The organism is Caballeronia sp. LZ028, assembly GCF_031451415.1.
GTDB lineage: Bacteria > Pseudomonadota > Gammaproteobacteria > Burkholderiales > Burkholderiaceae > Caballeronia > Caballeronia zhejiangensis.
In genome coordinates, this window is record NZ_JARUXN010000001.1 from 1,962,493 (window position 1) to 1,986,249 (window position 23,757).

The 23,757-nt window shown below is 65.2% G+C and carries 14 protein-coding genes and 1 other RNA gene; 10 read left to right on the top strand and 5 right to left on the bottom strand.

Going from position 1 to position 23,757, the window contains the following annotated elements; all coding sequences use genetic code 11:
• Positions 1–46: 46 nt before the first annotated feature.
• Both QCE58_RS09290 and ffs read right to left on the bottom strand, forming a co-directional pair.
• Positions 47–2,272: a DNA polymerase III subunit gamma/tau gene (locus tag QCE58_RS09290; protein WP_250521156.1), complete on the bottom strand. Its 2,226-nt coding sequence runs from the start codon at positions 2,270–2,272 to the stop codon at positions 47–49.
• Between the two features lie 143 nt (positions 2,273–2,415).
• An RNA gene (gene ffs, locus QCE58_RS09295) (signal recognition particle sRNA small type) lies at positions 2,416–2,514 on the bottom strand.
• Between the two features lie 332 nt (positions 2,515–2,846).
• Here ffs and trxA point away from each other — a divergent pair.
• From trxA to QCE58_RS09345, 10 genes are all read left to right on the top strand, one after another.
• Positions 2,847–3,173: a thioredoxin TrxA gene (gene trxA / locus QCE58_RS09300; RefSeq protein WP_008349330.1), complete on the top strand. Its 327-nt coding sequence runs from the start codon at positions 2,847–2,849 to the stop codon at positions 3,171–3,173.
• A 258-nt stretch (positions 3,174–3,431) separates the two neighbouring features.
• Positions 3,432–4,697, top strand: a complete 1,266-nt coding sequence (rho, locus tag QCE58_RS09305; RefSeq protein WP_008349328.1) for a transcription termination factor Rho — start codon at positions 3,432–3,434, stop codon at positions 4,695–4,697.
• Between the two features lie 111 nt (positions 4,698–4,808).
• Entirely contained in the window at positions 4,809–5,645 is an 837-nt protein-coding gene (locus QCE58_RS09310; protein WP_175982267.1) for a M90 family metallopeptidase, read from the top strand.
• 141 nt (positions 5,646–5,786) lie between these two features.
• Positions 5,787–6,041 carry a type B 50S ribosomal protein L31 gene (locus tag QCE58_RS09315; protein ID WP_008349325.1) on the top strand — a complete coding sequence of 85 codons (255 nt, stop codon included), beginning with the start codon at positions 5,787–5,789 and terminating at the stop codon, positions 6,039–6,041.
• Between the two features lie 235 nt (positions 6,042–6,276).
• On the top strand, positions 6,277–8,040 hold the full coding sequence (locus QCE58_RS09320) for a glycosyltransferase family 39 protein (protein WP_250521157.1): 1,764 nt from the start codon (positions 6,277–6,279) through the stop codon (positions 8,038–8,040).
• 40 nt (positions 8,041–8,080) lie between these two features.
• Positions 8,081–9,442, top strand: coding sequence for an MATE family efflux transporter (locus QCE58_RS09325; RefSeq protein WP_250521158.1), 1,362 nt, complete (start codon positions 8,081–8,083; stop codon positions 9,440–9,442).
• Positions 9,443–9,537: 95 nt separating this feature from the next.
• Positions 9,538–15,561 carry an MG2 domain-containing protein gene (locus tag QCE58_RS09330; protein ID WP_250521159.1) on the top strand — a complete coding sequence of 2,008 codons (6,024 nt, stop codon included), beginning with the start codon at positions 9,538–9,540 and terminating at the stop codon, positions 15,559–15,561.
• A gap of 4 nt (positions 15,562–15,565) precedes the next feature.
• The gene (gene pbpC / locus QCE58_RS09335; RefSeq protein ID WP_175982270.1) at positions 15,566–17,779 is read left to right on the top strand and encodes a penicillin-binding protein 1C; all 2,214 of its coding nucleotides are present in this window, start codon (positions 15,566–15,568) and stop codon (positions 17,777–17,779) included.
• 206 nt (positions 17,780–17,985) lie between these two features.
• Positions 17,986–18,570, top strand: a complete 585-nt coding sequence (locus QCE58_RS09340; protein ID WP_250521160.1) for a helix-hairpin-helix domain-containing protein — start codon at positions 17,986–17,988, stop codon at positions 18,568–18,570.
• Positions 18,571–18,672: 102 nt separating this feature from the next.
• Positions 18,673–19,185, top strand: coding sequence for a YidB family protein (locus tag QCE58_RS09345; protein WP_409014098.1), 513 nt, complete (start codon positions 18,673–18,675; stop codon positions 19,183–19,185).
• A 63-nt stretch (positions 19,186–19,248) separates the two neighbouring features.
• On the opposite strand, the gene QCE58_RS09350 is transcribed toward QCE58_RS09345, so the two are convergent.
• The 3 genes from QCE58_RS09350 to clpB form a co-directional block, all read right to left on the bottom strand.
• Positions 19,249–20,595, bottom strand: a complete 1,347-nt coding sequence (locus QCE58_RS09350) for a HipA domain-containing protein (protein ID WP_008349309.1) — start codon at positions 20,593–20,595, stop codon at positions 19,249–19,251.
• On the bottom strand, positions 20,585–20,902 hold the full coding sequence (locus tag QCE58_RS09355) for a helix-turn-helix domain-containing protein (protein WP_008349308.1): 318 nt from the start codon (positions 20,900–20,902) through the stop codon (positions 20,585–20,587). Before QCE58_RS09355 ends, QCE58_RS09350 begins: the two co-directional genes overlap by 11 nt.
• A 210-nt stretch (positions 20,903–21,112) precedes the next feature.
• On the bottom strand, positions 21,113–23,710 hold the full coding sequence (gene clpB / locus QCE58_RS09360) for an ATP-dependent chaperone ClpB (protein ID WP_008349306.1): 2,598 nt from the start codon (positions 23,708–23,710) through the stop codon (positions 21,113–21,115).
• Between the last annotated feature and the right edge of the window lie 47 nt (positions 23,711–23,757).

Below are 23,757 nucleotides of genomic sequence, written 5' to 3' on the forward strand. Positions count from 1 at the left end.
TTCGGTGCGGCGGCGCGAAGTCGAAAACCGCGCCGCGCGCTTCAGTTCACAATGGATTCGCGCCCGATGCGGCAATCGGCTTGATCGAACCCTGCACGATGCTCGCGCCGAAATCGCGGATCAGCGATTGCACGAACGGATCCTGCTTGATCTCCTGCTCGGCTTCCTGCTGACGGCGGGCGCGTTCGGCGGCGTCGAGCGCGGCAGCGGTGCGCCGCGCGGGCGCGACGTTCACGCTGACTTCGATCGCACGGCCGAGCTTTTCGGCGAGCGCGGCCTTGAGTTTGCCGACATGCGTGGCGTCGGTGTACATCTGGACCGGAACCGCAAGCGTCACGGAATTCGCATCGCAGGCGGTGAGCTCGCTGTTGAACGCGAGCTGATACGCAACGCCCTTCAGCGGAAGATCGACGGCGAGCGCCGCCCATTCGATCGACACGCCGAGCGCATCGAGCGGCACGGCGGGCGGCAACGGCGCCGTGTCGATGACGGGCGCCGGTTTCGCGGCGGGCTCGGCGTTGAAGCGCATGTCGTCCGGGCCGCTGTCGAAGGCTGGCACGAAGCCGTCGTCGGGCGGCATGAAGTAAGCGTCTTCGGATCCGGCCGGCGCGTAGTCGTCGGGCGGCATCTCTTCCCACGGCGGCACGACGTTCGACTTGCTCGCGTTGCCGGCCGCGGGCTTCGGCTCGGGCTTCGGCTCGGGCGCGGCGGATGCGGGAGCCGGAGCGCGGCGCGGCGTCGGCACCGGAACTTGCGCGGCCGGTTTCGCGACGGGCTTGGGCGCAGCGGGAGCCGCCGTCTGCGCAGACGCGCCACGCGCACCCCGATCGGACGACAGGCGCATGCCCGCGCTGCGCAAGACTTCAAGCGCCGCGCTCGCGCCGCTTGCCGCGCGCGAAGTCGCGGCTTCGTCGGACGTGCTCGGCGCGGCAGGCGCGGCTTCATCGACGGCCTGTCGCGCGGCGCTCGGCATCGGCGCGGCTTTCACCGGCACGGGCTCGCTCTTTTCGACGACGGGTTCTTCGACCGCCTTCACGACCACCGTCTCGACGGCGGGCGCCGGCGCTTTCGCAACCGACGCAGGCGCAGGCGCGACGGCGCGCTCGGCCATCGCACCCACGAGCGCGGCGCTGCGCGCGGGCTTCGCGCCCGAAGGCGCACCCACGGCGACGCCGCCGCCCGATCCGCCCGCCGGCTCGAACGCGAGCATGCGCAGGAGCGTCATCGTGAAGCCGGCGTACTCGTCCGGCGCGAGACCGAGCTCGCTGCGCCCGACGGTGGCGATCTGATAGAAAAGCTGAACCTGCTCGGCCGACAGCATCTCGGCGAAGCGGCGGATGTCCGCGGCTTCAGGCCATTCGTCCAGCACCGACGTCGGTGCGAACTGCGCCCATCCGATCCGATGCAGAAGACTCGCCAGATCCTGCAGCGCCGTCGAGAACGACAGGCTGCGCAGCGCCATTTCGTCGGCGATCGCGAGCACGCCGGGGCCGTCGCCGCCGGCGAGCGCGTCGATGAGACGGATCAGGTAGCTTTGATCGAGCGCGCCGAGCATGCCGCGCACGGCATCCTCGGTGACTTCGTTCGCCGAATACGCGATGGCCTGATCGGTCAGCGAAAGCGCGTCGCGCATGGAGCCGTCCGCCGCGCGCGACAAGAGACGCAGTGCCTGCGGCTCGAACGGGATGTTCTCCTGCTGAAGAATGTTCTCCAGATGCGAGACGATGTGCCCCGCCGGCATCTGCTTCAGATTGAACTGGAGGCAACGCGAGAGCACGGTGACCGGAATCTTCTGCGGATCGGTCGTCGCGAGAATGAACTTCACGTGCGGCGGCGGCTCTTCCAGCGTCTTCAGCATTGCGTTGAAGGCGTGGTTCGTGAGCATGTGCACTTCGTCGATCATGTAGACCTTGAAGCGGGCATCGACGGGTGCGTACACGGCGCGCTCCAGCAGCGCCGCCATTTCGTCGACGCCGCGATTGCTCGCCGCATCCATCTCGACGTAATCGACGAAGCGGCCTTCATCGATTTCCCGGCACGCACGACACACGCCGCACGGCTTCGAGGTCACGCCGGTTTCACAATTGAGCGCCTTCGCGAAGATGCGCGAGAGCGTCGTCTTGCCGACGCCGCGCGTGCCCGTGAAAAGATACGCGTGATGCAGGCGGCCGCCGTCGAGCGCGTGCGTGAGCGCACGGACGACGTGCTCCTGGCCGACGAGCGACTCGAATGATTTCGGCCGCCATTTGCGTGCGAGAACTTGATAGGTCATGCGCGAAATTGTATCAGCAACGACCTTGCGCAAACGCCGCTCCAGCGGGGTGATCGGGCGCACGAACGCGCCACGCGCCATGGCGTGCGGAACACGAATAAGTCAGGAAAATCAGCAGGGAGACCTACGGAAGAAAAGCGGAAGGTGACGAGCCCGACCCTCGGCACTGGTGGAAAGCGGCTGTGGCTGCTTCGTTCCCGACCTGACCAGGTTGACCGCGCCACCATGCGAGGAGGCCCGTCACGTTGAATTGTACCACGGGGTCGGGCGCAGCCGGAAGGCGTCGGCGAAACGCACGCCCTTCCGAGCCCCTCTTGTGCTTCGTATTTTCGGCCTCAGATGCGCCCTATCAGCATCCGGCAACGGATAGCGAATTAGGCTAAGATGACACGTGAATTACTTGGAAGTGGTGCATTTCGCCCTTCCGCGGATCATTCGCCGCCGTTCGCGGTTCATTCTGGCGCACGGCGCGCGGGCCGAAGTCCGGCCCGTTGGTGACGAAAATTTTTTCGGTTTTGGTGTATCGTGGCGAGCATTCAAACGCGGGCCTCGATTCAATAGAGGTATTCAGACAATGAGCGAATCAATCAAGCACATCAGCGACGCTTCTTTCGAACAGGATGTCGTCAAGTCGGATAAACCTGTCCTGCTCGATTTCTGGGCTGAGTGGTGCGGTCCGTGCAAGATGATTGCCCCGATCCTCGACGAAGTCGCGAAGGATTACGGCGATCGCCTGCAGATCGCGAAGATCAACGTGGACGAACATCAGTCGACGCCCGTGAAGTTCGGCGTGCGCGGCATTCCCACGCTGATTCTCTTCAAGAACGGCGCAGTGGCCGCGCAGAAAGTCGGCGCATTGTCCAAGTCGCAACTGACCGCGTTCCTCGACAGCAACCTGTAACGGCATCACCGGCGAGCGGCGGCATCTCCCGTCGCTCGCGTCTGCATCGACGACACGCCAAGGCGTGGTGCCGATGCAGCCGATGTTGTCACGCGACAACATCGGCCGACAAGCCCCGCCCAAAGCCCACCCGAGGCCGCTGTGGCGTGTGCTATGCTAGAATCACAAGAGTTCAAGAAGTATTAAGTCTCGAGCGGTTCCGCTCACCTCTTCTCCCAAATCTTTCTGTCGCACCTCTCTCCCCGGCGGGAAATCCGTATGCATTTATCCGAGCTCAAGTCTCAGCACGTCTCCGCACTGATCGAGATGGCCAACGGCCTCGAAATCGAAAATGCGAACCGCCTGCGCAAGCAGGAATTGATGTTCGCGATTCTTAAAAAGCGCGCCAAGGGCGGCGACACGATTTTCGGCGACGGCACGCTCGAAGTGCTGCCCGACGGCTTCGGCTTTCTGCGCTCGCCCGAGACGTCGTATCTCGCGAGCACGGACGACATCTATATCAGCCCGTCGCAAATCCGCCGCTTCAATCTGCACACCGGCGACACGATCGAAGGCGAAGTCCGCACGCCGAAGGACGGCGAGCGCTATTTCGCGCTCGTGAAGGTGGACAAAGTCAACGGGCAGCCGCCCGAGGCCTCGAAACACAAGATCATGTTCGAGAACCTCACGCCGCTGCATCCGAACAAGCCGCTGCCGCTCGAACGCGAAATGCGCGGCGAGGAAAACGTCACGGGCCGGATCATCGACATGATCTCGCCGATCGGCAAGGGCCAGCGCGGCCTGCTCGTCGCATCGCCGAAGTCGGGTAAAACCGTGATGCTGCAGCACATCGCGCATGCGGTGAAGGCGAATCATCCGGACGTCATCCTGTTCGTGCTGCTCATCGACGAACGCCCGGAAGAAGTCACTGAAATGCAGCGCTCGGTGCGCGGCGAAGTCATCGCATCGACATTCGACGAACCGGCCGCGCGTCACGTTCAAGTGGCCGAAATGGTCATCGAGAAGGCGAAGCGTCTCGTCGAAATGAAGCATGACGTCGTGATTCTGCTCGACTCGATCACGCGTCTCGCGCGCGCCTACAACACGGTCGTGCCGGCATCGGGCAAGGTGCTGACGGGCGGTGTCGACGCCAACGCGCTGCAGCGTCCGAAGCGCTTCTTCGGCGCCGCGCGCAACATCGAGGAAGGCGGCTCGCTCACGATCATCGGCACGGCGCTCATCGAAACCGGCAGCCGCATGGACGACGTGATCTACGAAGAGTTCAAGGGCACCGGCAACATGGAAGTGCACCTCGAGCGCCGCCTCGCGGAAAAGCGCGTCTATCCGTCGATCAATCTGAACAAGTCGGGCACGCGTCGCGAAGAATTGCTCATCAAGCCCGATCTGCTGCAGAAGGTTTGGGTGCTGCGCAAGTTCATTCACGACATGGACGAAGTCGAAGCGATGGAATTCCTGCTCGACAAGATCCGTCAGACGAAGAACAACGCCGAGTTCTTCGACATGATGCGCCGCGGCGGAGGCTGATCCCCGTCCCGCTTCGCTGCTTCGGAACAGAAAACCGCCTGCATCGTCAGGCGGTTTTTTATTGGGGCCGTGCGTACAATCCGCAACTAGTCCAGTCTTCCGATTCAACGCATGGCCAACCTCTTCTCCCGCTGGTTCGGCGCGCAACGCCGCGAGCGCGCGCTGCGCAAATACGCGATCGACGACGCGCTCTGGCAACGCACGCTCGACACGTATCCGTGCTTCGGACATCTGGACGCCAGCGACCTCGCGCGTCTGCGCGAAACCGCGAGCCTTTTCATCGCGCAGAAGGAATTCTCGACGGCGCACGATCTCGAACTGACGGATCAGATGATCGTATCGATCGCCGCGCAGGCCTGTCTGCCGGTGCTCAATCTCGATCTCGATTTGTATCGCGGCTGGGTCGGTGTGATCGTGTATCCGGGCGAGTTCATCATCCGCAAAACCGTGGAGGACGAAGACGGCGTCGTGCACGAAGTCGAGCACGATGCGAGCGGCGAAGCGTGGGAAGGCGGCCCGGTCGTCCTGTCGTGGGAAGACGCGCAGATGGCCGACGGATCGGACGCCTACAACGTCGTCATCCACGAATTCGCGCACAAGATCGACATGGTGACGGGCGAGGCCGACGGTCATCCGCCGCTTTACCGGCGCTGGCACGCGCCGCTCGATTCGACCACGTGGTCCGACATTTTCGACAACGCCTATGACCAGTTCTGCGCACGCGTCGATGCGGTGCCGGAGCGCCGCTGGGCGCGGTTCGAACGCGACTCGCTGATCGATCCTTACGCGACCGATCATCCGTCGGAATTCTTCGCGGTGTGCAGCGAGGCGCTTTTCGTGACGCCGAAGCTGTTCGAAGCCGAATATCCCGAGCTTTACCGGCTGCTCGCGCGCTATTACCGGCAAGACCCGGCGGGCGTTGGGGCGCTCGTCGCGCCGGCTGCATGAGTTGCGCCGCGGCCTCCGAAAAAGATGTCAACCGACTGATTTTCTGGCATAATCGCCGTTTTTCGACCCTAGGCAAGTGACTCGCGCGGCACTAAAAAACGAGTGCAACGGGTTGGCTACCGCCAGATACCAGGAAAGACCATGAAAGAAGGCATTCACCCGGATTACCGCGAAGTCCTGTTCGTCGACATGTCGAACGACTTCAAGTTCGTGACCCGCTCGACCATCCAGACGCGGGAAACCGCCGAATTCAACGGCAAGACCTACCCGCTCGCGAAAATCGAAGTGTCGTCGGAATCGCACCCGTTCTACACCGGTCAGCAAAAGATCATGGACACGGCGGGCCGCGTCGAGAAGTTCAACAACAAGTTCGCGCGCTTCTCCACCAAGAAGTAAGTCGGGCTTCGGCTTCAGCGAAAAGGGCAGCTTCGGCTGCCCTTTTTTGTCGCCGGCAGCTTGGCGCATGCCACCGCACCGCCCTTGCTGCATCCGGCATGCATTGTTGCGCGGGGTTACGGCGAGCTTCGATGAACCGCCCTTTACGCCGCCGCGCGACTACAATGCCGGTTGCTTTGGCCCCGTCGCGCATCCAGCGCGAATCAGCGGGCCGCTCTCCATCAAGCCTTCACGCATGCGATCTGTCGTTCGTCTGACCGCCTCCGCCACCAGCGCCCTGCCGCGCTGGCTTCTGCTCGCCATCTGCATCACCTATGCGTCGTTCGGGCTGTTCGGCCGCGATCCGTGGAAGAACGAAGATGCGGGCGGCTTCGGCGTCATGTGGACGATGGCCAATGGCGACGCGCGCGACTGGCTGCTGCCGAACCTGGTCGGCAAGGCGCCGACCGCCGACGGCCCGCTGATGTACTGGCTCGGCGCATCGGCGATTCGGCTTTTGAGTCCGTGGGTCGATGCGAGCAACGCATCGCGCGTGGTCACGGGCCTGCTCTTCTGTCTCGCCTGCGCGTTCGTCTGGTATTCGGCCTATCTGCTCGGCCGCCGCGACGAGGCCCAGCCCTTCAAATATGCGTTCGGCGGCGAACCGGAGCCGCGCGACTACGGCCGCATGCTCGCCGATGGCGCACTGCTGATTCTGCTCGCGTGCTTCGGACTCGCCGAGCGCGGCCACGAGACCACGCCGCAGCTTGCGCAGTTCGCCGGCACCGCGATGCTCCTCTACGGCCTCGTGCGCAGCCTCGACAAGCCGATCCACGGCGGTCTCGTGTGGGGCGCGGCGCTTGGCGTAGTCGGCCTGTCGAGCTCGCCGGTGCTCGTCTTCGCGCTGTTGCTCTGCACGCTCGCGATGACGATCGTCGTCAAACAAATCCGCTCCGCGCCGCTCCTGATCTTCGGGCTGCCGGTCGCGATCCTGCTGATCGGCGCATGGGTGCTGCCGACACTGCATTACTTCCCGGATGACGGCGAATGGTGGCTGCGCCAATGGTGGCGCAACAGCTTCTCGTTCTTCTCCGGCACGCCCGGTTCGATATTCGGCTACGCGATCAAGAACCTGCCGCTCTTCACGTGGCCCGCGTGGCCGCTCGCGGTGTGGGCGTTCGTCAGTTGGGGCGGGCTGCGCCGCTCGCCGCACGTCGGGGTGCCGCTGTCGATCATCGGGCCGCTGCTCGTGCTGGTCGTGCTGCAGGCGCACGAGACCAACCGGCTCTTCATGCTGCTTCTGCCGCCGCTTTCGGTGCTCGCGACGTTCGCGCTGCCTACCCTCAAGCGCGGCGCGATCAACGCGATCGACTGGTTCGCGATGCTGAGTTTCACGATCATCGGCTCGCTGGTGTGGCTCGTGTGGACCGCCGGCATGTTCGGCTTCCCCTCGGCGATGGCCCGCAATCTCGCGCGTCTCGCTCCGGGTTTCCATCCCGAGTTCAAGCTGATTTCCTTTGTGTGCGCGGTGGCCGTGACCGTCTGCTGGTTCCTGCTCGCGCGCTGGCGGCTCGCCCGTCATCCGAAGGTGCTGTGGCGCAGCGTCGTGCTGTCGAGTGCGGGCACCACGCTCATGTGGGTCCTGCTCATGACGCTGTGGCTGCCGGTCGTGAACTACAGCCGGACGTATCGCGACGTGGCCGAGCAAATTGCCGATCATCTGCCGCCCGACTACACCTGCATCTCGCCCGTACGCCTCGGCGACGCGCAGATCGCCACCTTCGCGTATTTCGGCGGCATGCATTTCGCGTTCGATGAGGATTGCGATGTGATCCTGCGCCAGGATCCGGCCGATTACGGCGAGCCGTCGTCGATGTCGGCGTTCCAGTGGAAGCTCGTCTGGGAAGGCCGGCGCGTCGCCGACCGCGACGAGCGGTTCCGTCTCTACGTGCGCATCGAGCGTCCCGTGCCGCCGGCGAAGAAACCGCTGCGTCCGAAGAGCCTGCGCCGCGCGCAGTAATACGATGCGCGCGATACCGACTTCCGCGAGTACGACCGGCATGCTGAGCGATGTGCGCAAGATCGCCGCGCTCGCCTGGCCGGTGCTGATCGGCCAGCTCGCGGTGATCGCATTCGGCGTGATCGACACCGCGATGGTCGGCCGCTTCTCCGCCACCGATCTCGCCGCGCTCGGTCTCGGCGGTTCCGTTTATATCTCGGTGTATATCGGCCTGACGGGCATTCTCGTCGCACTGCAGCCGATCGCCGGCCAGCTCTTCGGCGCGGGCCGCGAAAGCGAAATCGGCGAAGAGACGCGTCAGGCGTTCTGGCTCGCCGCCGCGCTCGCCGTGATCGGCTTCGTGCTGCTGTTCCATCCCGAGCCGCTTCTGTCGCTCGCCAAGACGCCGCCCGCGCTGCACGACCGCACCGTCGACTATCTGCGCATTCTGTCGTTCGGCCTGCCCGCGAGCCTCGCGTTTCGCGTCTACAGCTCGCTCACGAACGCCGTCGGCAAGCCGCGCCTCGTGATGTTCCTGCAGGTCGGCGGCCTGCTGCTCAAGTTTCCACTCAACACGTGGTTCATCTTCGGCGGATTCGGCGTGCCGGCGCTGGGCGGTCCGGGTTGCGCGCTCGCGAGCACGCTCATCAACTGGGTGCTGGCGGCGGTCGGCATGACGGTGCTTCTCAAGGTCGAGTTCTTCCGCCCGTTCGCCATCTTCTCGCACTTCTGCTGGCCGGTCTGGCGGCGTCAGCTCGCGCTTCTGCGGCTCGGCATTCCGATGGGCCTCTCGTATCTGATCGAAGTCACGTCGTACACGTTCATGGCGCTCTTTATCTCGCGCTTCGGCACGACGACGCTCGCCGGTCATCAGATCGCGGGCAATCTCGGCGCGGTGCTGTACATGACGCCGCTCGCGATCGGCATCGCGTCGTCGACGCTCGTGTCGCAGGCGCTCGGCGCGCAACGCTACGACGACGCCCGCTCGATCTCGCGTCACGGCATCGGCATGGCGTGCGTGCTCGCGCTCGTGTACGGCGTGCTCCTGCTCGCGGCGCGTCGGCTCGTGATCGCTGCGTACACACCCGATGCGAACGTGATCGCGGCCGCGATGCCGCTCGTCCTCATCATCTTCTTCTATCACTTCTGCGATGCGCTGCAGATCACCACCGCGTTCATCCTGCGCGCATACAAGGTGACGCTCGTGCCGACCGTGATCTACGCGATCGCGCTATGGGGCATCGGGCTAGGCGGCGGTTATCTGCTCGGCTTCGATGTCGGCGGCGGCGTGCCCGAATGGCTGCAGGGCGCGCGCGGCTTCTGGATCGCGAATTCGGCGAGCCTCGGCGTCGCGGGCGTCGGCTTGTTCGTGTATTGGCGGCGCGTGAGTTCGCGGCATCTGCCGAACGTGAACGCAGATTGATCTTCCGTTAAAAAGCGTCGCCCGAGCGCAGCCGACGAAAGATCGACGTAAGGCTCCAGTAGAATTTCGCGTCGAGGAAAACTCGGAGCGAGTGGATGAGCCGCATAACAACGTCACAAAAAAAATGGATTCTGGCCGCAACCACGCTGATCGCCGCGTTGGGATCAAGCGCCGCGCTTCATCGGGCCGATGCCGCGCGCATCACGAGCGTGTCGCCGCAAGGCAAGGTCGCGCAAGTGCGGCAGGTCGTCGCCAAGTTCGACGAACCGATGATCGCCTTCGGCAATGCGGCCGCCGCCGCGCCCGGCAAGATCGCCTGTAGCGGCGCGGGCGCATCGGCTACCGCGGGCTCGGGCCGCTGGATCGACGCCAAGACCTGGGCCTTCGACTTCGAGCACGATCTGCCGCCCGGCGTGCGCTGCGCGCTCGATCTCTCGGACACCCTCAAATCCACGGCCGGCAACGCGCTTTCCGGCCCGCGCCACTTCGCGTTCCAGACGGGCGGACCGTTCGTCACACGCATCATGCCGGGCTACGGCGACATCGAAGAAAATCAGGCCTTCGTGCTGCGTCTGAACGGCCCGGCGACGCAGGCGTCCGTGCTGCAGCATGTCTGGTGCGAATCGAGCGCGCTCGGCAATCGCATTCCGGTCCGCGCCGTCGACGACGCCACGCGCGCCGCGCTGCTCAAACACTTCCGCCTGGAGAAAGAGAGCGATCGCGTACTGACGCTCGCGTGCCAGCAAACGTTGCCGTCCGCGACGAAAATGCAGCTCGTGTACGGCACGGGCGTGACGGGACCGAGCGGCATCGCCAATGACGTCGAGAAGCGCTTCAACTTCGACGTGCGCAAGCCCTTCACCGCCGGTTTCTCCTGCGAGCGCGAAAACGCCAACGCACCGTGCACGCCGCTGCGGCCGATGCGCCTCACGTTCTCCGCGCCGATCAGCCGCGCCGATGCGCAGAAGTTCGCACTGCGCGGTCCGAAAGGAAGCGCCGCGCCTCACTTCGATCCTAGCGATAAAGATGCGGAAGTCAGCGGCATCGAGTTCGCCGCGCCGCTGCCCGAGCGCGCCAGTCTCACCATCGAGGCGCCCGCGAATCTGAAAGACGTGAGCGGCCGCACGCTCGCCAACGCCGACCTTTTCCCGCTCAAGACCGCGACCGCCGCGATGCCGCCGCTCGCGAAATTCTCGTCGGGCACGTTCGGCATCATCGAGCGATTCGCGGAACCCGGCATGCCGGCGATGCTGCCGGTCACGCTGCGTCATGTCGAAGCGGACCTGCATGTGCAAGGGCTCCATTCGGGCACGTCGCAGATCACGAAGCTCAAGCTCGACGCCGACACGGACATCCGCGAGTGGATGCGCGCCGTCGACATGTTCGACGGCGTCTCGATGTCGCGCTCGTCCATCGAAAAGCTCATGCCCGCGATGCTGAACAACGGTATCGAGCCGGTCATCATCCCGAACAGGGACGGCTCGGTGTCGAACGATCCGCAAATCGACATTCGTTCGCTGTCGATGCTCGCGAAACAGCGCGGCGTCGAAACCCTCGCCTTGCCCGCCGCCGATCCGAAAGCGCTGCGTCCGTTCGAAGTCGTCGGCATTCCGCTGACAAAGCCGGGCTTCTATGTCGTCGAACTGAGTTCGCCGGCGCTCGGCGCATCGCTGCTCGACAAGAATCAGGCGATGTACGTGCGAACGTCGGTGCTCGTCACCAATCTCGGCGTGCATTTCAAAGAGGGACGCGAGAACAGCGTCGTCTGGGTCACGACGCTCGACAAGGGCAAGCCCGTCGCGAACGCCGACGTGCGCGTCACCGACTGCAACGGCGATGAAATCGCCACCGCGAAAACCGATGCGCAAGGCATCGCGAAAATCGGCAAGCCGCTCGCGTCCGTGCGCCGATGCAACGAGCGCAGTCTCGCGTGGGGCGGCTTTTTCGTGTCCGCGCGCGTGAACGATCCCGTGAGCGGTCCGGACATGGCGTTCGTGACATCGGACTGGGATCGCGGCATCGAATCGTGGCGCTTCAACGTGCCGACCGACATGAGCGCGGCGCGCACGACGCGCGCGCATACGGTGTTCGACCGCACGCTGCTGCGCGCGGGCGAAACCGTATCCATGAAGCACCTGCTGCGCGTGCAAACGCTCGGCGGCTTCGCGTTTCCGAAGAGCTATCCAACGCGCGTGACGATCCGGCACGTCGGCAGCGGACAGACGTGGCATCTGCCGCTCAAATGGGCCGCCGATCACAGCGCCGATTCGACCTTCGCCGTGCCCGCCGCCGCGAAGCTCGGCGAATACAGCGTGTCGCTCGACAACGGCACGGCTTCATCCGACGACGATAGCGGCAACGGCAACGACAACGACAACCCGGTGACGCAGTCGTACGAATCCGGCAGCTTCCGCGTGGAGGAATTCCGCCTGCCGGTGTTCAAAGGCTCGATCACGGCCGGCGAGGCCAAAGCGTCCGGTCTCGTCGCGGCGCAGGAAGCGCCGGTCGCGGTGCGGCTCGAATACGTGCAGGGCGGACCGGCATCGAATCTGCCGGTGCAGGTTTCCGCGCTCGTGCGCGATGCCGCGCCGCCCTTCGCTTCGCAATACGAAGCGTTCACTTTCGCGCCTTACCGCAAGCCGACGGACGACGGCGCGAGCGCGCCGGCCGAAGACGAAGACGAAGACAGCGAGCAGGAAGACCACGCGACGACGAAGCTCGTCGCCGACAAGCTGCGCGTCACGCTCGATCGCGAAGGCGCCGGCAAGGTCACGATCAAGCCGCTGCCGGCGCTCGAATCGCCGAAGCGTCTCACGCTCGAAGCGAGCTTCGCCGATCCGAACGGCGAGATTCAGACGATCAGCGGCGGCACGACGCTGTGGCCCGCCGACGTCGCGGTCGGCGTGAAAGCGGGACATTGGGTATCGGTCGGCGGCGCGCTGCCGGTGCAGGCGATCGCGCTAGATCTGCAGGGCAAGCCGCGCGCGGGCGTGTCGGTGGAGATCAAGGCCGTCGCTCGCGTGATGTCGAGCTCGAGAAAGCGCATGGTCGGCGGCTTCTACGCTTACGACAACCACACGGAGATCAAGGATCTCGGCACGCTGTGCAGCGGCAAGAGCGACGATCACGGCATCGTCTCGTGCGATGCGAAGCTGAAGGATGCCGGCAACGTCGATGTCATCGCGATCGCGAAAGACGGCGACGGCCGCGCGGCCAACGCGAGTACGTCCGTGTGGGTCACGCGCGCGGACGAGCTGTGGTTCGGCGGCGAGAACACCGACCGCATCGACGTGCTGCCGGAAAAGACGAGTTACGAGCCCGGCGAAACCGCGCGCTTCCAGGTCCGCATGCCGTTCCGCTCCGCGACGGCGCTCGTCGCCGTCGAGCGCGAGGGCATCGTCGAGACGCGCGTCGTCGAACTGAACGGCACCGATCCGAGCGTCGAGCTGAAAATCGAAGGGTCGTGGGCGCCGAACGTGTACGTGTCGGTGCTCGCGTTGCGCGGACGCATCCGCGAAGTGCCGTGGTATTCCTTCTTCACTTGGGGATGGAAGGCGCCGGTCGAATGGGCGCGCGCGTTCTGGTACGAAGGCCGTCAGTATCAGGCGCCGACGCCGCTCGTCGATTTGAGCAAGCCCGCGTTCCGCTACGGGCTGGCGTCGATCAAGGTCGGCACGGCGGCGCACAGGCTCGCGGTCAGCGTGAGCCCGGATGCGAAGTCGTACACCGTGCGAGGCAAGGCGCACGTCAAGGTGAAAGTCGCGCTGCCCGATGGCAAGCCCGCGCCCGCGGGCACGCAGATCGCCGTCGCGGCCGTCGATGAAGCCTTGCTCGAACTGATGCCGAATCGAAGCTGGGACGTGCTCGACGCGATGCTCGAACGGCGCGCGTACGGCGTCCAGACGGCGACCGCGCAGATGGAGATCGTCGGGCGGCGGCACTTCGGGCGCAAGGCGGTGCCTGCGGGCGGCGGCGGCGGACACAGCGCGACGCGCGAACTGTTCGACACGCTGCTGCTGTGGAATCCGCGCGTCACGCTCGATGCCAAAGGCGAAGCGACCATCGACGTTCCGCTGAAAGACGCGCTCACGCGCTTTCGCATCGTCGCGGTGGCGGCGGTCGGCGCGGGACAGTTCGGCACCGGCAGCGCATCGATTCAGAGCACGCAGGACTTGCAACTGATATCGGGATTGCCGCCGCTCGTGCGTGTCGGCGATTCGTTCCGCGCGCAGTTCACGCTGCGCAACACGACCGCGCGGACGATGCGCGTCGTCATCACGCCGCATGCCGGCGCGCTGGCGCTCGATGCGCGCACGGTCGAGCTTGCGCCGGAATCGTCGCAGGAAGTCGCGTGGGAGGTCACGACACCCGATGTGCTCGGCGCGAATTCATCCGCAGCGTTGGAATGGAACGTGACCGCGTCCGAACAGGCCGGACCCAGGGCGAGCGATGCCGTCAAACTGACGCAGAAAGTCGTCGCGGCGATTCCCGTCAATGTCCAGCAGGCGACCCTCGCGCAAGTCGACGGCACGCTCGCGCTGCCCGTCGCGCCGCCCGCCGATGCAATCAAGTCGAGCGACGGCGCCGTGCGCGGCGGCATCGCGGTGTCGTTGCAATCGAAGCTCGCCGAAGGACTGCCCGGCGTGCGTCGCTGGTTCGAGCGCTATCCGTACAGTTGCCTCGAACAGCAGACTTCGCGCGCGCTCGGCCTGATGGACGCAGCGCTTTGGCAAGGCGTGCTCGCGCGGATGCCGTCGTATCTCGATCGCGACGGCCTCGCGAACTACTTCCCGCCCGCCGACGACGAGCGCCCGACCGGCAGCCCCGCCCTCACGGCCTATCTGCTCGCCGTCACCGATGAAGCCGCGAAACAGGATCGCCGTTTCGCGCTGCCCGACGATCTGCGCAATCAGATGGCGGCGGGCCTCGCGAATTTCGTCGACGGCAAGCTCGAGCGCAAGTTCTGGGCGCCGCGCAACGATCTCGACGATAGGAAGCTCGCCGCGATCGAAGCGCTCTCGCGCTATGGCCTTGCACAGCCGCGCATGCTCGGCTCGATCACGGTCGCGCTGGATCAGTGGCCGACATCCGCGGTGCTGGACTACTACGCAATCCTGTCGCGCGTCGACGGCATTCCGAATCGCGACGAGAAGCGTGCGCAGGCGGAGCAGATCATTCGCGCGCGTCTGACGTATCAGGGCACGCGACTCACGTTCTCGACCGAGCGCGACGACGATCTCTGGTGGCTCATGACCGGCACGGAAACCAACGCCGCGCGCACCGCGCTCATCTTCGCGGATGCGCCTGGCTGGAAGGACGAGATGCCGCGCGTCGTCGCGGGCCTGCTCGCGTTGCAGAAGCACGGCGCGTGGCAAACGACGACCGCCAATCTGTGGGGCGCGCTCGCCGTCGGCCGATTCTCGCAACTCTTCGAGAGCACGCCGGTGACGGGTCACACGTCGATCCAGCTGGGCGCATCGGCGCAAAGCGTGAATTGGAGCGCCGCTGTCATGTCCACGCCCGCGCCCGCCTCGGCCACGCCCGCGACGAAGAACGCGAACGCGCGCAGCGTGATGCTGCCGTGGAGCAGCGGTTCGCTCACGCTCTCGCAGGACGGCACGGGCAAGCCGTGGGCGACGATCGAAAGTCTCGCGGCTGTCGCGTTGAAGGCGCCGTTCGCGGCGGGCTATCGCATCGCGAAAACCGTCACGCCGATCGATCCCGCCGTGAAAGGCGTGCTGTCGCGCGGCGATATCGTCCGCGTGCATCTCGACATCGACGCGCAAAGCGACATGACGTGGGTCGTCGTCAACGATCCGATTCCCGCGGGCGCGACGATCCTCGGCTCCGGTCTCGGACGCGATTCCGCTGCGGCGACCGAAGGCGAGAAGCGGGATGACGGCGCGTGGCCCGCGTTCGTCGAGCGTAGCTTCGATGGTTATCGCGCGTATTACGACTATCTGCCGAAGGGCAAGCTGAGCGTCGAATACACGATGCGCCTGAACAATCCGGGCACGTTCGGCCTGCCGCCGACGCGCGTCGAAGCGCTCTACGCGCCGTCGGCGTTCGGCGCGCTGCCGAATGCGCCGGTGGTCGTCAAGCCGCTCGCCGCGAAGTGATCCGATGAAACGCGCCGCCTGCCTTCTGATCGCATGCGCGCTATCGATGCCGGCGCAGGCGCAGCCGGGCTTCGACGAAGTGCGCGCGAACTGGCGCAGCTCCGACTGGGTGCTGCTCTCGCGCGACGGCGAGCCGCTCGCGCGCACGCGCGTCGACAAGAGCGCGCGGCGCGGCGACTGGATCGCGTTGTCCGACGTGTCGCCCGCCTTGCGCGAAGCGATCGTCGTATCGGAGGACAGGCGTTTCTACGAGCACGCGGGCGTCGACTGGCGCGGCGCCGCGGCAGCCGCGTGGGGCAATTTGTGGAACACGCGTACGCGCGGTGCATCGACGGTGACGATGCAACTCACCGGTCTCATCGACGATGACGGCAAGCGCGCCGGCCGCCGTTCGATCGGCGAAAAGGCCGGGCAGACAATCGGCGCGCTGTGGCTCGAACGCACCTGGCGCAAGGATCAGATTCTCGAGGCGTATCTGAATCTCGTGCCGTTTCGCGGCGAGATCGTCGGGTTGTCGGCGCTATCGCAGACGCTGTTCGGCAAGGCCCCTTCCGGTCTCGACGAACGCGAGTCGGCGCTCGCCGCCGCGCTGGTGCGCGCGCCGAACGCGCCCTTTGCGAAGGTCGCCGCGCGCGCGTGCGTGATTCTGCGCGACATGCAGACGCTGCACGGCGTCGCGCAGAGCGTCGATCCGTGCATCAATCTCGACAGCTACGTGCAGCTCACGTTGACCCGCACCGCGTCCGCGCCCGCCTTCGCTCAGGGCGACGACGCACTCGCGCCGCATCTCGCGCGACGCATCGCGGGCGAAGTGCATCCGAAGGCCGGCGCGCGCGTGCGCTCCACGCTCGACGCGCGCCTGCAACGCTTCGCCCGCGATACGCTCGCCCGCACGCTCGCCGAACTGAACGCGCGCGCGCATCCGCGCAATGTGCACGACGCGGCGGCCATCGTGATCGACAATCGTTCGGGCGACGTGCTCGCGTGGGTCGGCTCGGCGGGCGGCCTGTCGAACGCGCCGGAAGTCGACGCCGTGCTCTCGGCACGTCAGGCCGGCTCGACGCTCAAGCCCTTTCTGTATGCGCAGGCGATCGACGAAAAGCGCGTCACCGCCGCCACGCTGCTCGACGACGCGCCGCTCGATCTCGCGACCGGCGGCGGCCTCTACATTCCGCAAAACTACGATCACGACTTCAAGGGCTGGGTAAGCGTGCGAACCGCGCTCGGCTCGTCGCTCAACGTGCCGGCGGTGCGTACGCTCGTGATGGTCACGCCGCATCGCTTCGCGAAGACGCTCGTCGCGCTCGGGCTGCCTTTGTCGCAAGCTGGCGATTACTATGGCTTTTCCCTCGCGCTCGGCAGCGCGGACGTGACGCTGGCGACGCTCGCCAACGCGTATCGCACGTTCGCGAACGGCGGCGTCGCACAGCCCTTCTTCGATCTCGCGGACCATCGGCCGGCGCAGGCGGGCACGCGCGTCTTCAGCCCGGAAGCGAGCTTCATCGTCACCGACATCCTCGCGGACAACAACGCACGCACGCGCACGTTCGGCTTCGACAGCGTGCTCGCCACGCGCACCTTCAGCGCCGTGAAAACCGGCACCAGCAAGGACATGCGCGACAACTGGGCGATCGGTTTCACATCGCGCTACACCGTGGGCGTCTGGGTCGGCAATGCCGACGGCGCGCCGATGTGGGACGTTTCGGGCGTGACGGGCGCGGCGCCGGCGTGGAACGCGATCGTCAACTATCTGAACCGGCGATCGGATAGCCGCGCGCCGCAAGCGCCATCGGGCGTCGTGACGACGCGCGTCACGTATCAGAACGACATCGAACCGGCGCGCAGCGAGTGGTTCGTGCGCGGCACGCAGATGAGCGCCATCGGTCTCACGGCGAACGCGGCGCAGGCGGCGCGCGGCGCGAACGCCGACGCGCGGGCCGCACGCATCGGCGCACCGACGGACGGCACGATCTTCGCGCTCGACCCTGACATTCCGCCGGCGCGTCAGCGCGTGTGGTTCACCCGCGTGGACGGCAGCGCGCGCCTCGCGTGGCGGCTCGACGGCAAACCCTACGGTCACGACGCCCGAGCGGCATGGCTGCCGTGGCCGGGCCGGCATGTGCTCGAACTGGTCGATGCAAAAGGCGAAGTCGTCGATAAAGTCGGCTTCGAGGTCCGCGGCGCTTTCGCGAAGACGTCCGCGCGCACATCGAAGTGATGCGCGCACGCCCGCTAAAACAGCGACGTCATCCGTGCAGCGTTTTGCAACGTTAAAGATTGTGCGCGGGCGCGGTGCGCGCGGCGGGGTCGTGCACAATGCGGGCGCCATCGTTCGGGACGGTTTTTTGCCCTATCCTTAACGGCATCTTCCCGATTGGCCCGAACTTATCGATTCATCCTTTCTCTCAAGCCTGGAGTGCCGTCATGCTGAAAAAGCTGCTGATGCTGTGCTTTGCGTTCGTGCTGTCGATGGGAGCGGCGTTCGCCGCGGTCGATGTCAATACCGCCGATCAAGCCGCGCTGGAATCGGTGAAGGGTCTGGGGCCGGTGAAGTCGAAGGCGATCATCGACGAGCGCACGAAGAACGGCCCCTTCAAGGACGCCGACGATCTCGCGACTCGCGTCAAGGGTCTCGGCGCCAAATCCGTGACGAATCTGGAACAGAATGGGCTGACGATCGGCGGCTCGTCGCTGCCGCCGACAGGCAAACCGTCGAAGCCCGCGACGCCGTCGACGCAAGGCGGCAGCGCCGCGCCGAACTCGACGGTCAAATCGTCGACCGCGGCCACCGGCGCGACATCGCCCGCAGCCACGACGGCGCAGACGCCGGCCACGACGCCTGCCACGCCCGCATCGGGAACGAAGGCGTCGAAAAAATCGAAAAGGGACAGCGCAGCGTCGGCAGCAGCGAGTGCGTCGAGCCCTTCCGCCGCGAGCGAAGCGAAGCCCGCACAATCGAAACGCAGCAAGAAAGATAAGGCCGCCAGCGCCGCGGCTGCCAGTCAGTGATTCTTCGGGGAACCTTGTCGAAGGAAACTTGCCTTCGTATCACCATCGTCGAACGGCCGCTCGCGGCCGATGCCCGCGCCGCCGCGACCGGTTCCGAGCCGAATGCGGCGGCACAGGCGAACCCACCCCGCAACCTCTCGTAGTGAGACCGTCATGAGCCTACTCGATATCCTCGCCTCCACCCTCGGCAATTCGTCGCAACAACCGGGCGGCCAACCGGCTCAGTCCGGCCAGGCCGCGCTGATCGCAGCGGCGCTCGCTTTCGTCAACAGCCAGCCCGGCGGCCTCATGGGCCTGATCCAGCGCTTCCAGCAACACGGCGCGGGCGACGTGGTCCAGTCGTGGATCGGCACGGGCGAGAACAAGCCCATCAGCCCGGACACGCTCACGAACGTGCTCGGGCAGGACAACGTCGGCGCGCTCGCGCAGAAAGCAGGCGTCTCCGGCGACCAACTGTCCGGCATGCTCGCGGCGGTGCTGCCGCATATCGTCGATCGCGCAACGCCGAACGGTGAGGTGCCGCCCGAAGGCCAGCTCGATCTGACCGGCGTTCTGGGCTCGCTTGGCGGCCTCGCAGGTCTTTTTGGCAAGAGCGAAGAGCCCAAGCAAGGCTGAACGCGCTTTCACGCATTGAATCGAAAGCCCCGCCGGCGTTGAACCGAGCGGGGCTTTTGCGTTTCAGGCGGCTGCAAGCTTGCGTGTCATGTCCTCGATGATCGTGTAGCGGATCACACGCAGACACATCAGCTCGCCGCCGAGCGTCGCAGCGAGTCCCGGCCGCTCGGCGAGCAACGCCGCGTTTTTCTCTTCGACGCGCGCGTACAGATCGGCGGCCGCGCGCACGATCGAACCTGCGAGCGCATCCAGCAGCCGTTCGGCCGTCGTCCTGGCGATACCGAGCACTTCGCCCGCCCGCAGCATCAACGCGCGATCGAAGTCGTCGTAGTAGCGCGCGCCGAGGATGTCCCACGCGAACGATGCCCGCTTCGGCCATGCGTCCTTTTGATACGACGGCGTCGCGTATGCGGCTACGCTCAGCAGGTCGTAGAACGGCGCAAGCTGAATACCTTGGCGCGAGACGAGGAAACTCAGGTTTTTCAGATGCGCGTCCGAATTGCCCACCAGCACATTGAACACGAGCCACGAAAAGAGCCGCGTGCGTGCGGACGCCTGATTCCGGCAACGCGCGGCCAGTGTCGCGAGTTGCTCGACGCTGCCCTGCTCGTACTTGAACGTACGCGCGAGGTCGAGCAACTGGCAAGCGTCGATGCTATGCAGCCGGCGCCATTGTCCCGCCCGCGACTCGCGGTCGAAGCGATCCACGAGATACACGGGAGAAGGCACGTAGCGCCGATGCACGCCCGGAACGCCGAGGCGCAGCTTGTCGGCGAGCTTCATCACGAACCATTCGTTGATGACCGAGTGCGGATAGTCATCGGTGTCCTGATGATTCGGCTTGAGGATATGCGTCGACGGTGTGCGGCCTGCCGGCTCGAACAACGCGTCGTCGCGCAACACCACCGCCAGCTTGTGCTGCGCGCCGGCGAGCGACATGCGTTTGAGTGCGTCGTGCGTGAGCGGCAGGCGGGGCAACGCGTCGATCCGCGCCTGCAACGCTTCGTCGGGCAGCAAGCGCTCGGCGGGCGGTTGCTCGTCGCTTGCACCGGGTGGACGCAGCGTCACCGAACCCGCCGATTCGGCACCGTAGTGCGCGAGCAGCGCGAAGGCATCGGCTTCGTTGCGAATGGCCGCGTCGCGCGCGAGCAGCGTGCGTTGGCCTTCTTCCGGAAGGAGGTTGTCGAAGTACCACTGCACCGAGCGGCGCGTGCTGCCGTCGCGCAACGCGTTCGGTTGCAGCGGCAGCGCCGGACTCAGCGGATAACCGTCCACGCTGTCGCGCCACGCCGGCAGATAGGAGAAAGACCAGATGTCGTCGTCGGCGTTGAGCACACCCACTTCGACGTCGTTGATGCTCGCGATCAGATTGCGGCGGCCTTCGAGCGTCGCGATGGTCTCAGGACTCATCCGCGTCCTCTCGTGCGCGACGACGTTTCTCGGCGCGCTCGACGCGGACGTAACGCTTGACCGCCTCTCCCGCGAAAAGCTCACCCGCTTCGTCCGGGATATCGACCGTCACGCGCACGCCCAAGCCTTCGAGCACTTGGAACAGCTTGCCCCAATGCACGCTCTCAGCACCCTTCTCGACCTTGCCGAGAAAGCTCTCGCTGACGCCGATGCTGCCGGCCGCATCGTCCTGGCGAAGCCGTTGCGCTTTGCGCGCCGCACGCACTGCGACGCCGATTTCGCTCGCCGTTCGAATATCGATTTCCATGATTTAAATCCGTGCGATCGCAGGGATAAAACCGAATCATTATATGAGACCACGATAATCCATGCAATCGAATGGATTTTCATTCATCGCACGTGCTCCGCGCGGGAATCCGTGCGATCGCACAGATTATAGAAACAAAAAAGGCAACGAATCGCTCCGTTGCCTTTTTCGCCCGACGGCCGCCGCGCTACCGCGACGACCGAACCGCCCTCAATGCACCACGCGATCGAACACGAACTGGCCTTCCCGCACATCGACGGGAATGACGTCCTTCGGCCCGAACCGTCCCGCGAGAATCAGCTTGGCGACCGGATTCTCGATCTCCTGCTGGATCGCGCGCTTCAGCGGACGCGCGCCGAACAGCGGGTCGTACCCGACCTTGCCGATCTGCGCGAGCGCCGCATCCGAGACGTCGAGGTCCATATCGAGCTTGGCGAGCCGCTCGTGCAGACGCGCCAGCTGAATCTTCGCGATGGACTCGATGTTCGTGCGATCGAGCGCATGGAACACGACGACATCGTCGATACGGTTCAGGAATTCCGGCCGGAAGTGCAGCTTCACTTCTTCCCACACGGCGTCCTTCACCCTTTCCTGCGGCTCGCCGACCATGCCCTGAATGACCTGCGAGCCGAGGTTCGACGTCATCACGATCACCGTGTTCTTGAAGTCCACGGTGCGGCCTTGACCGTCCGTCATGCGCCCGTCGTCGAGCACTTGCAGCAGCACGTTGAACACGTCCGGATGCGCCTTCTCGATTTCATCGAGCAGAATCACGCTGTACGGCTTGCGGCGCACGGCCTCGGTCAAATAGCCGCCTTCCTCATAACCGACGTATCCCGGCGGCGCGCCGATCAGACGCGCGACGCTGTGCTTCTCCATGAACTCACTCATGTCGATGCGGATCAGATGATCTTCCGAATCGAACAGGAACGCCGCGAGCGCCTTGCACAGTTCCGTCTTGCCGACGCCCGTCGGCCCGAGGAACAGGAACGAGCCATACGGACGATTCGGATCCGACAGACCCGCACGCGAGCGGCGAATCGCGTCAGCGACCGCGCCGATCGCCTCGTCCTGGCCGATCACGCGCTCATGCAGCTTCGCTTCGATCTGCAGCAGCTTCTCGCGCTCGCCCTGCATCATCCGCGAAACGGGAATGCCGGTGGAACGCGACACGACTTCCGCGATTTCCTCGGCGCCGACCTGCGTGCGCAGAAGACGCGGACGCGTCGGGTTGTTCTGCTCCTGCGATTCGGCCTGCGTCACCTGCTTCAGACGCGCTTCGAGTTCCGGCAGCTTGCCGTACTGCAACTCGGCGACCTTCTCCAGCTTGCCTTCGCGCTGCAGACGCGTGATATCCGCGCGCACTTTCTCGATTTCTTCCTTCAGTTGCGCGCTGCCCTGCACCGCCGCTTTTTCGGCAGTCCAGATTTCCTCGAGATCGGAATACTCGCGATTGAGCCGGTCGATTTCCTCTTCGATGAGTTGCAGACGCTTCTGCGACGCCTCGTCCTTCTCCTTCTTCACGGCCTCGCGCTCGATTTTCAGCTGAATGAGACGACGATCCAGCTTGTCCATCTCTTCGGGCTTCGAATCGATTTCCATCTTGATGCGCGACGCGGCTTCGTCGATCAGATCGATGGCCTTGTCGGGCAAAAAGCGGTCCGTGATATAGCGATGCGACAACTCCGCCGCCGCGACGATAGCCGGATCGGTGATCTCGACGCCGTGATGCAGTTCGTACTTCTCCTGCAAGCCGCGCAGAATCGCGATGGTCGCCTCGACCGACGGTTCATCGACGAGCACTTTCTGGAAACGCCGCTCGAGCGCCGCGTCCTTTTCGATGTACTTGCGGTATTCGTCGAGCGTCGTCGCGCCGATGCAATGCAGCTCGCCGCGCGAGAGCGCCGGCTTGAGCATGTTGCCGGCGTCCATCGCGCCTTCGGCCTTGCCCGCGCCGACCATCGTGTGAATTTCGTCGATGAAGACGATGGTTTGCCCTTCGTCCTTCGCGATGTCGTGCAGCACGGCCTTCAGGCGCTCCTCGAACTCGCCGCGATACTTCGCGCCCGCGAGCAGCGCGGCCATGTCGAGCGAGAGCACGCGCTTGCCCTTGAGCGTTTCCGGCACTTCACCATTGACGATGCGCTGCGCGAGTCCTTCGACGATCGCCGTCTTGCCGACGCCCGGCTCGCCGATCAGCACCGGATTGTTCTTCGTGCGGCGCTGGAGAATCTGGATCGAGCGGCGAATTTCATCGTCCCGGCCGATGACCGGATCGAGCTTGCCCGCACGGGCGCGTTCGGTCAGATCGACGGTGTATTTCTTGAGCGCCTCGCGCTGGCTTTCCGCGTCCTGGCTATTGACCTGCGCGCCGCCGCGCACGGCGTTGATCGCGGCTTCGAGCGCACGGCGCGTCAGGCCGTGCTGCTTCGCGAGACGGCCGGCTTCGCCACGGTCATCCGCGACGGCGATCAGGAACATCTCGCTCGCGATGTACGTGTCGTTGAGCTTCTGCGCTTCCTTGTCGGCGGCGTTGAGCAGGCCCGCGAGTTCGCGGCTGACTTGAACATTGCCGTCGGTGCCCTGGACTTGCGGCAGACGGTTGATCGCTTCGTTGAGCGCCGTTTGCAGCGCCTGAACCTGCACGCCCGCGTGCGACAGCAGCGAGCGCGCGGAGCCGTCCTGCTGCGCGATGAGCGCGGCCAGCAAATGCACCGGTTCGATGTACTGGTTGTCGCGCCCGACCGCGAGGCTCTGCGCGTCGGACAGCGCTTCCTGAAATTTGGTGGTGAGTTTGTCGATTCTCATTTTTTAAAAGCTCCGATTCTGAATACGACCAAAATGAGGCGCTTTTT

Bases quoted from the DNA above. Each gene is read 5' to 3' on its own strand.
- QCE58_RS09290 (WP_250521156.1), bottom strand. From the start codon at position 2,272: ATGACCTATCAAGTTCTCGCACGCAAATGGCGGCCGAAATCATTCGAG.
- trxA (WP_008349330.1), top strand. From the start codon at position 2,847: ATGAGCGAATCAATCAAGCACATCAGCGACGCTTCTTTCGAACAGGAT.
- rho (WP_008349328.1), top strand. From the start codon at position 3,432: ATGCATTTATCCGAGCTCAAGTCTCAGCACGTCTCCGCACTGATCGAG.
- QCE58_RS09310 (WP_175982267.1), top strand. From the start codon at position 4,809: ATGGCCAACCTCTTCTCCCGCTGGTTCGGCGCGCAACGCCGCGAGCGC.
- QCE58_RS09315 (WP_008349325.1), top strand. From the start codon at position 5,787: ATGAAAGAAGGCATTCACCCGGATTACCGCGAAGTCCTGTTCGTCGAC.
- QCE58_RS09320 (WP_250521157.1), top strand. From the start codon at position 6,277: ATGCGATCTGTCGTTCGTCTGACCGCCTCCGCCACCAGCGCCCTGCCG.
- QCE58_RS09325 (WP_250521158.1), top strand. From the start codon at position 8,081: ATGCTGAGCGATGTGCGCAAGATCGCCGCGCTCGCCTGGCCGGTGCTG.
- QCE58_RS09330 (WP_250521159.1), top strand. From the start codon at position 9,538: ATGAGCCGCATAACAACGTCACAAAAAAAATGGATTCTGGCCGCAACC.
- pbpC (WP_175982270.1), top strand. From the start codon at position 15,566: ATGAAACGCGCCGCCTGCCTTCTGATCGCATGCGCGCTATCGATGCCG.
- QCE58_RS09340 (WP_250521160.1), top strand. From the start codon at position 17,986: ATGCTGAAAAAGCTGCTGATGCTGTGCTTTGCGTTCGTGCTGTCGATG.
- QCE58_RS09345 (WP_409014098.1), top strand. From the start codon at position 18,673: ATGCGGCGGCACAGGCGAACCCACCCCGCAACCTCTCGTAGTGAGACC.
- QCE58_RS09350 (WP_008349309.1), bottom strand. From the start codon at position 20,595: ATGAGTCCTGAGACCATCGCGACGCTCGAAGGCCGCCGCAATCTGATC.
- QCE58_RS09355 (WP_008349308.1), bottom strand. From the start codon at position 20,902: ATGGAAATCGATATTCGAACGGCGAGCGAAATCGGCGTCGCAGTGCGT.
- clpB (WP_008349306.1), bottom strand. From the start codon at position 23,710: ATGAGAATCGACAAACTCACCACCAAATTTCAGGAAGCGCTGTCCGAC.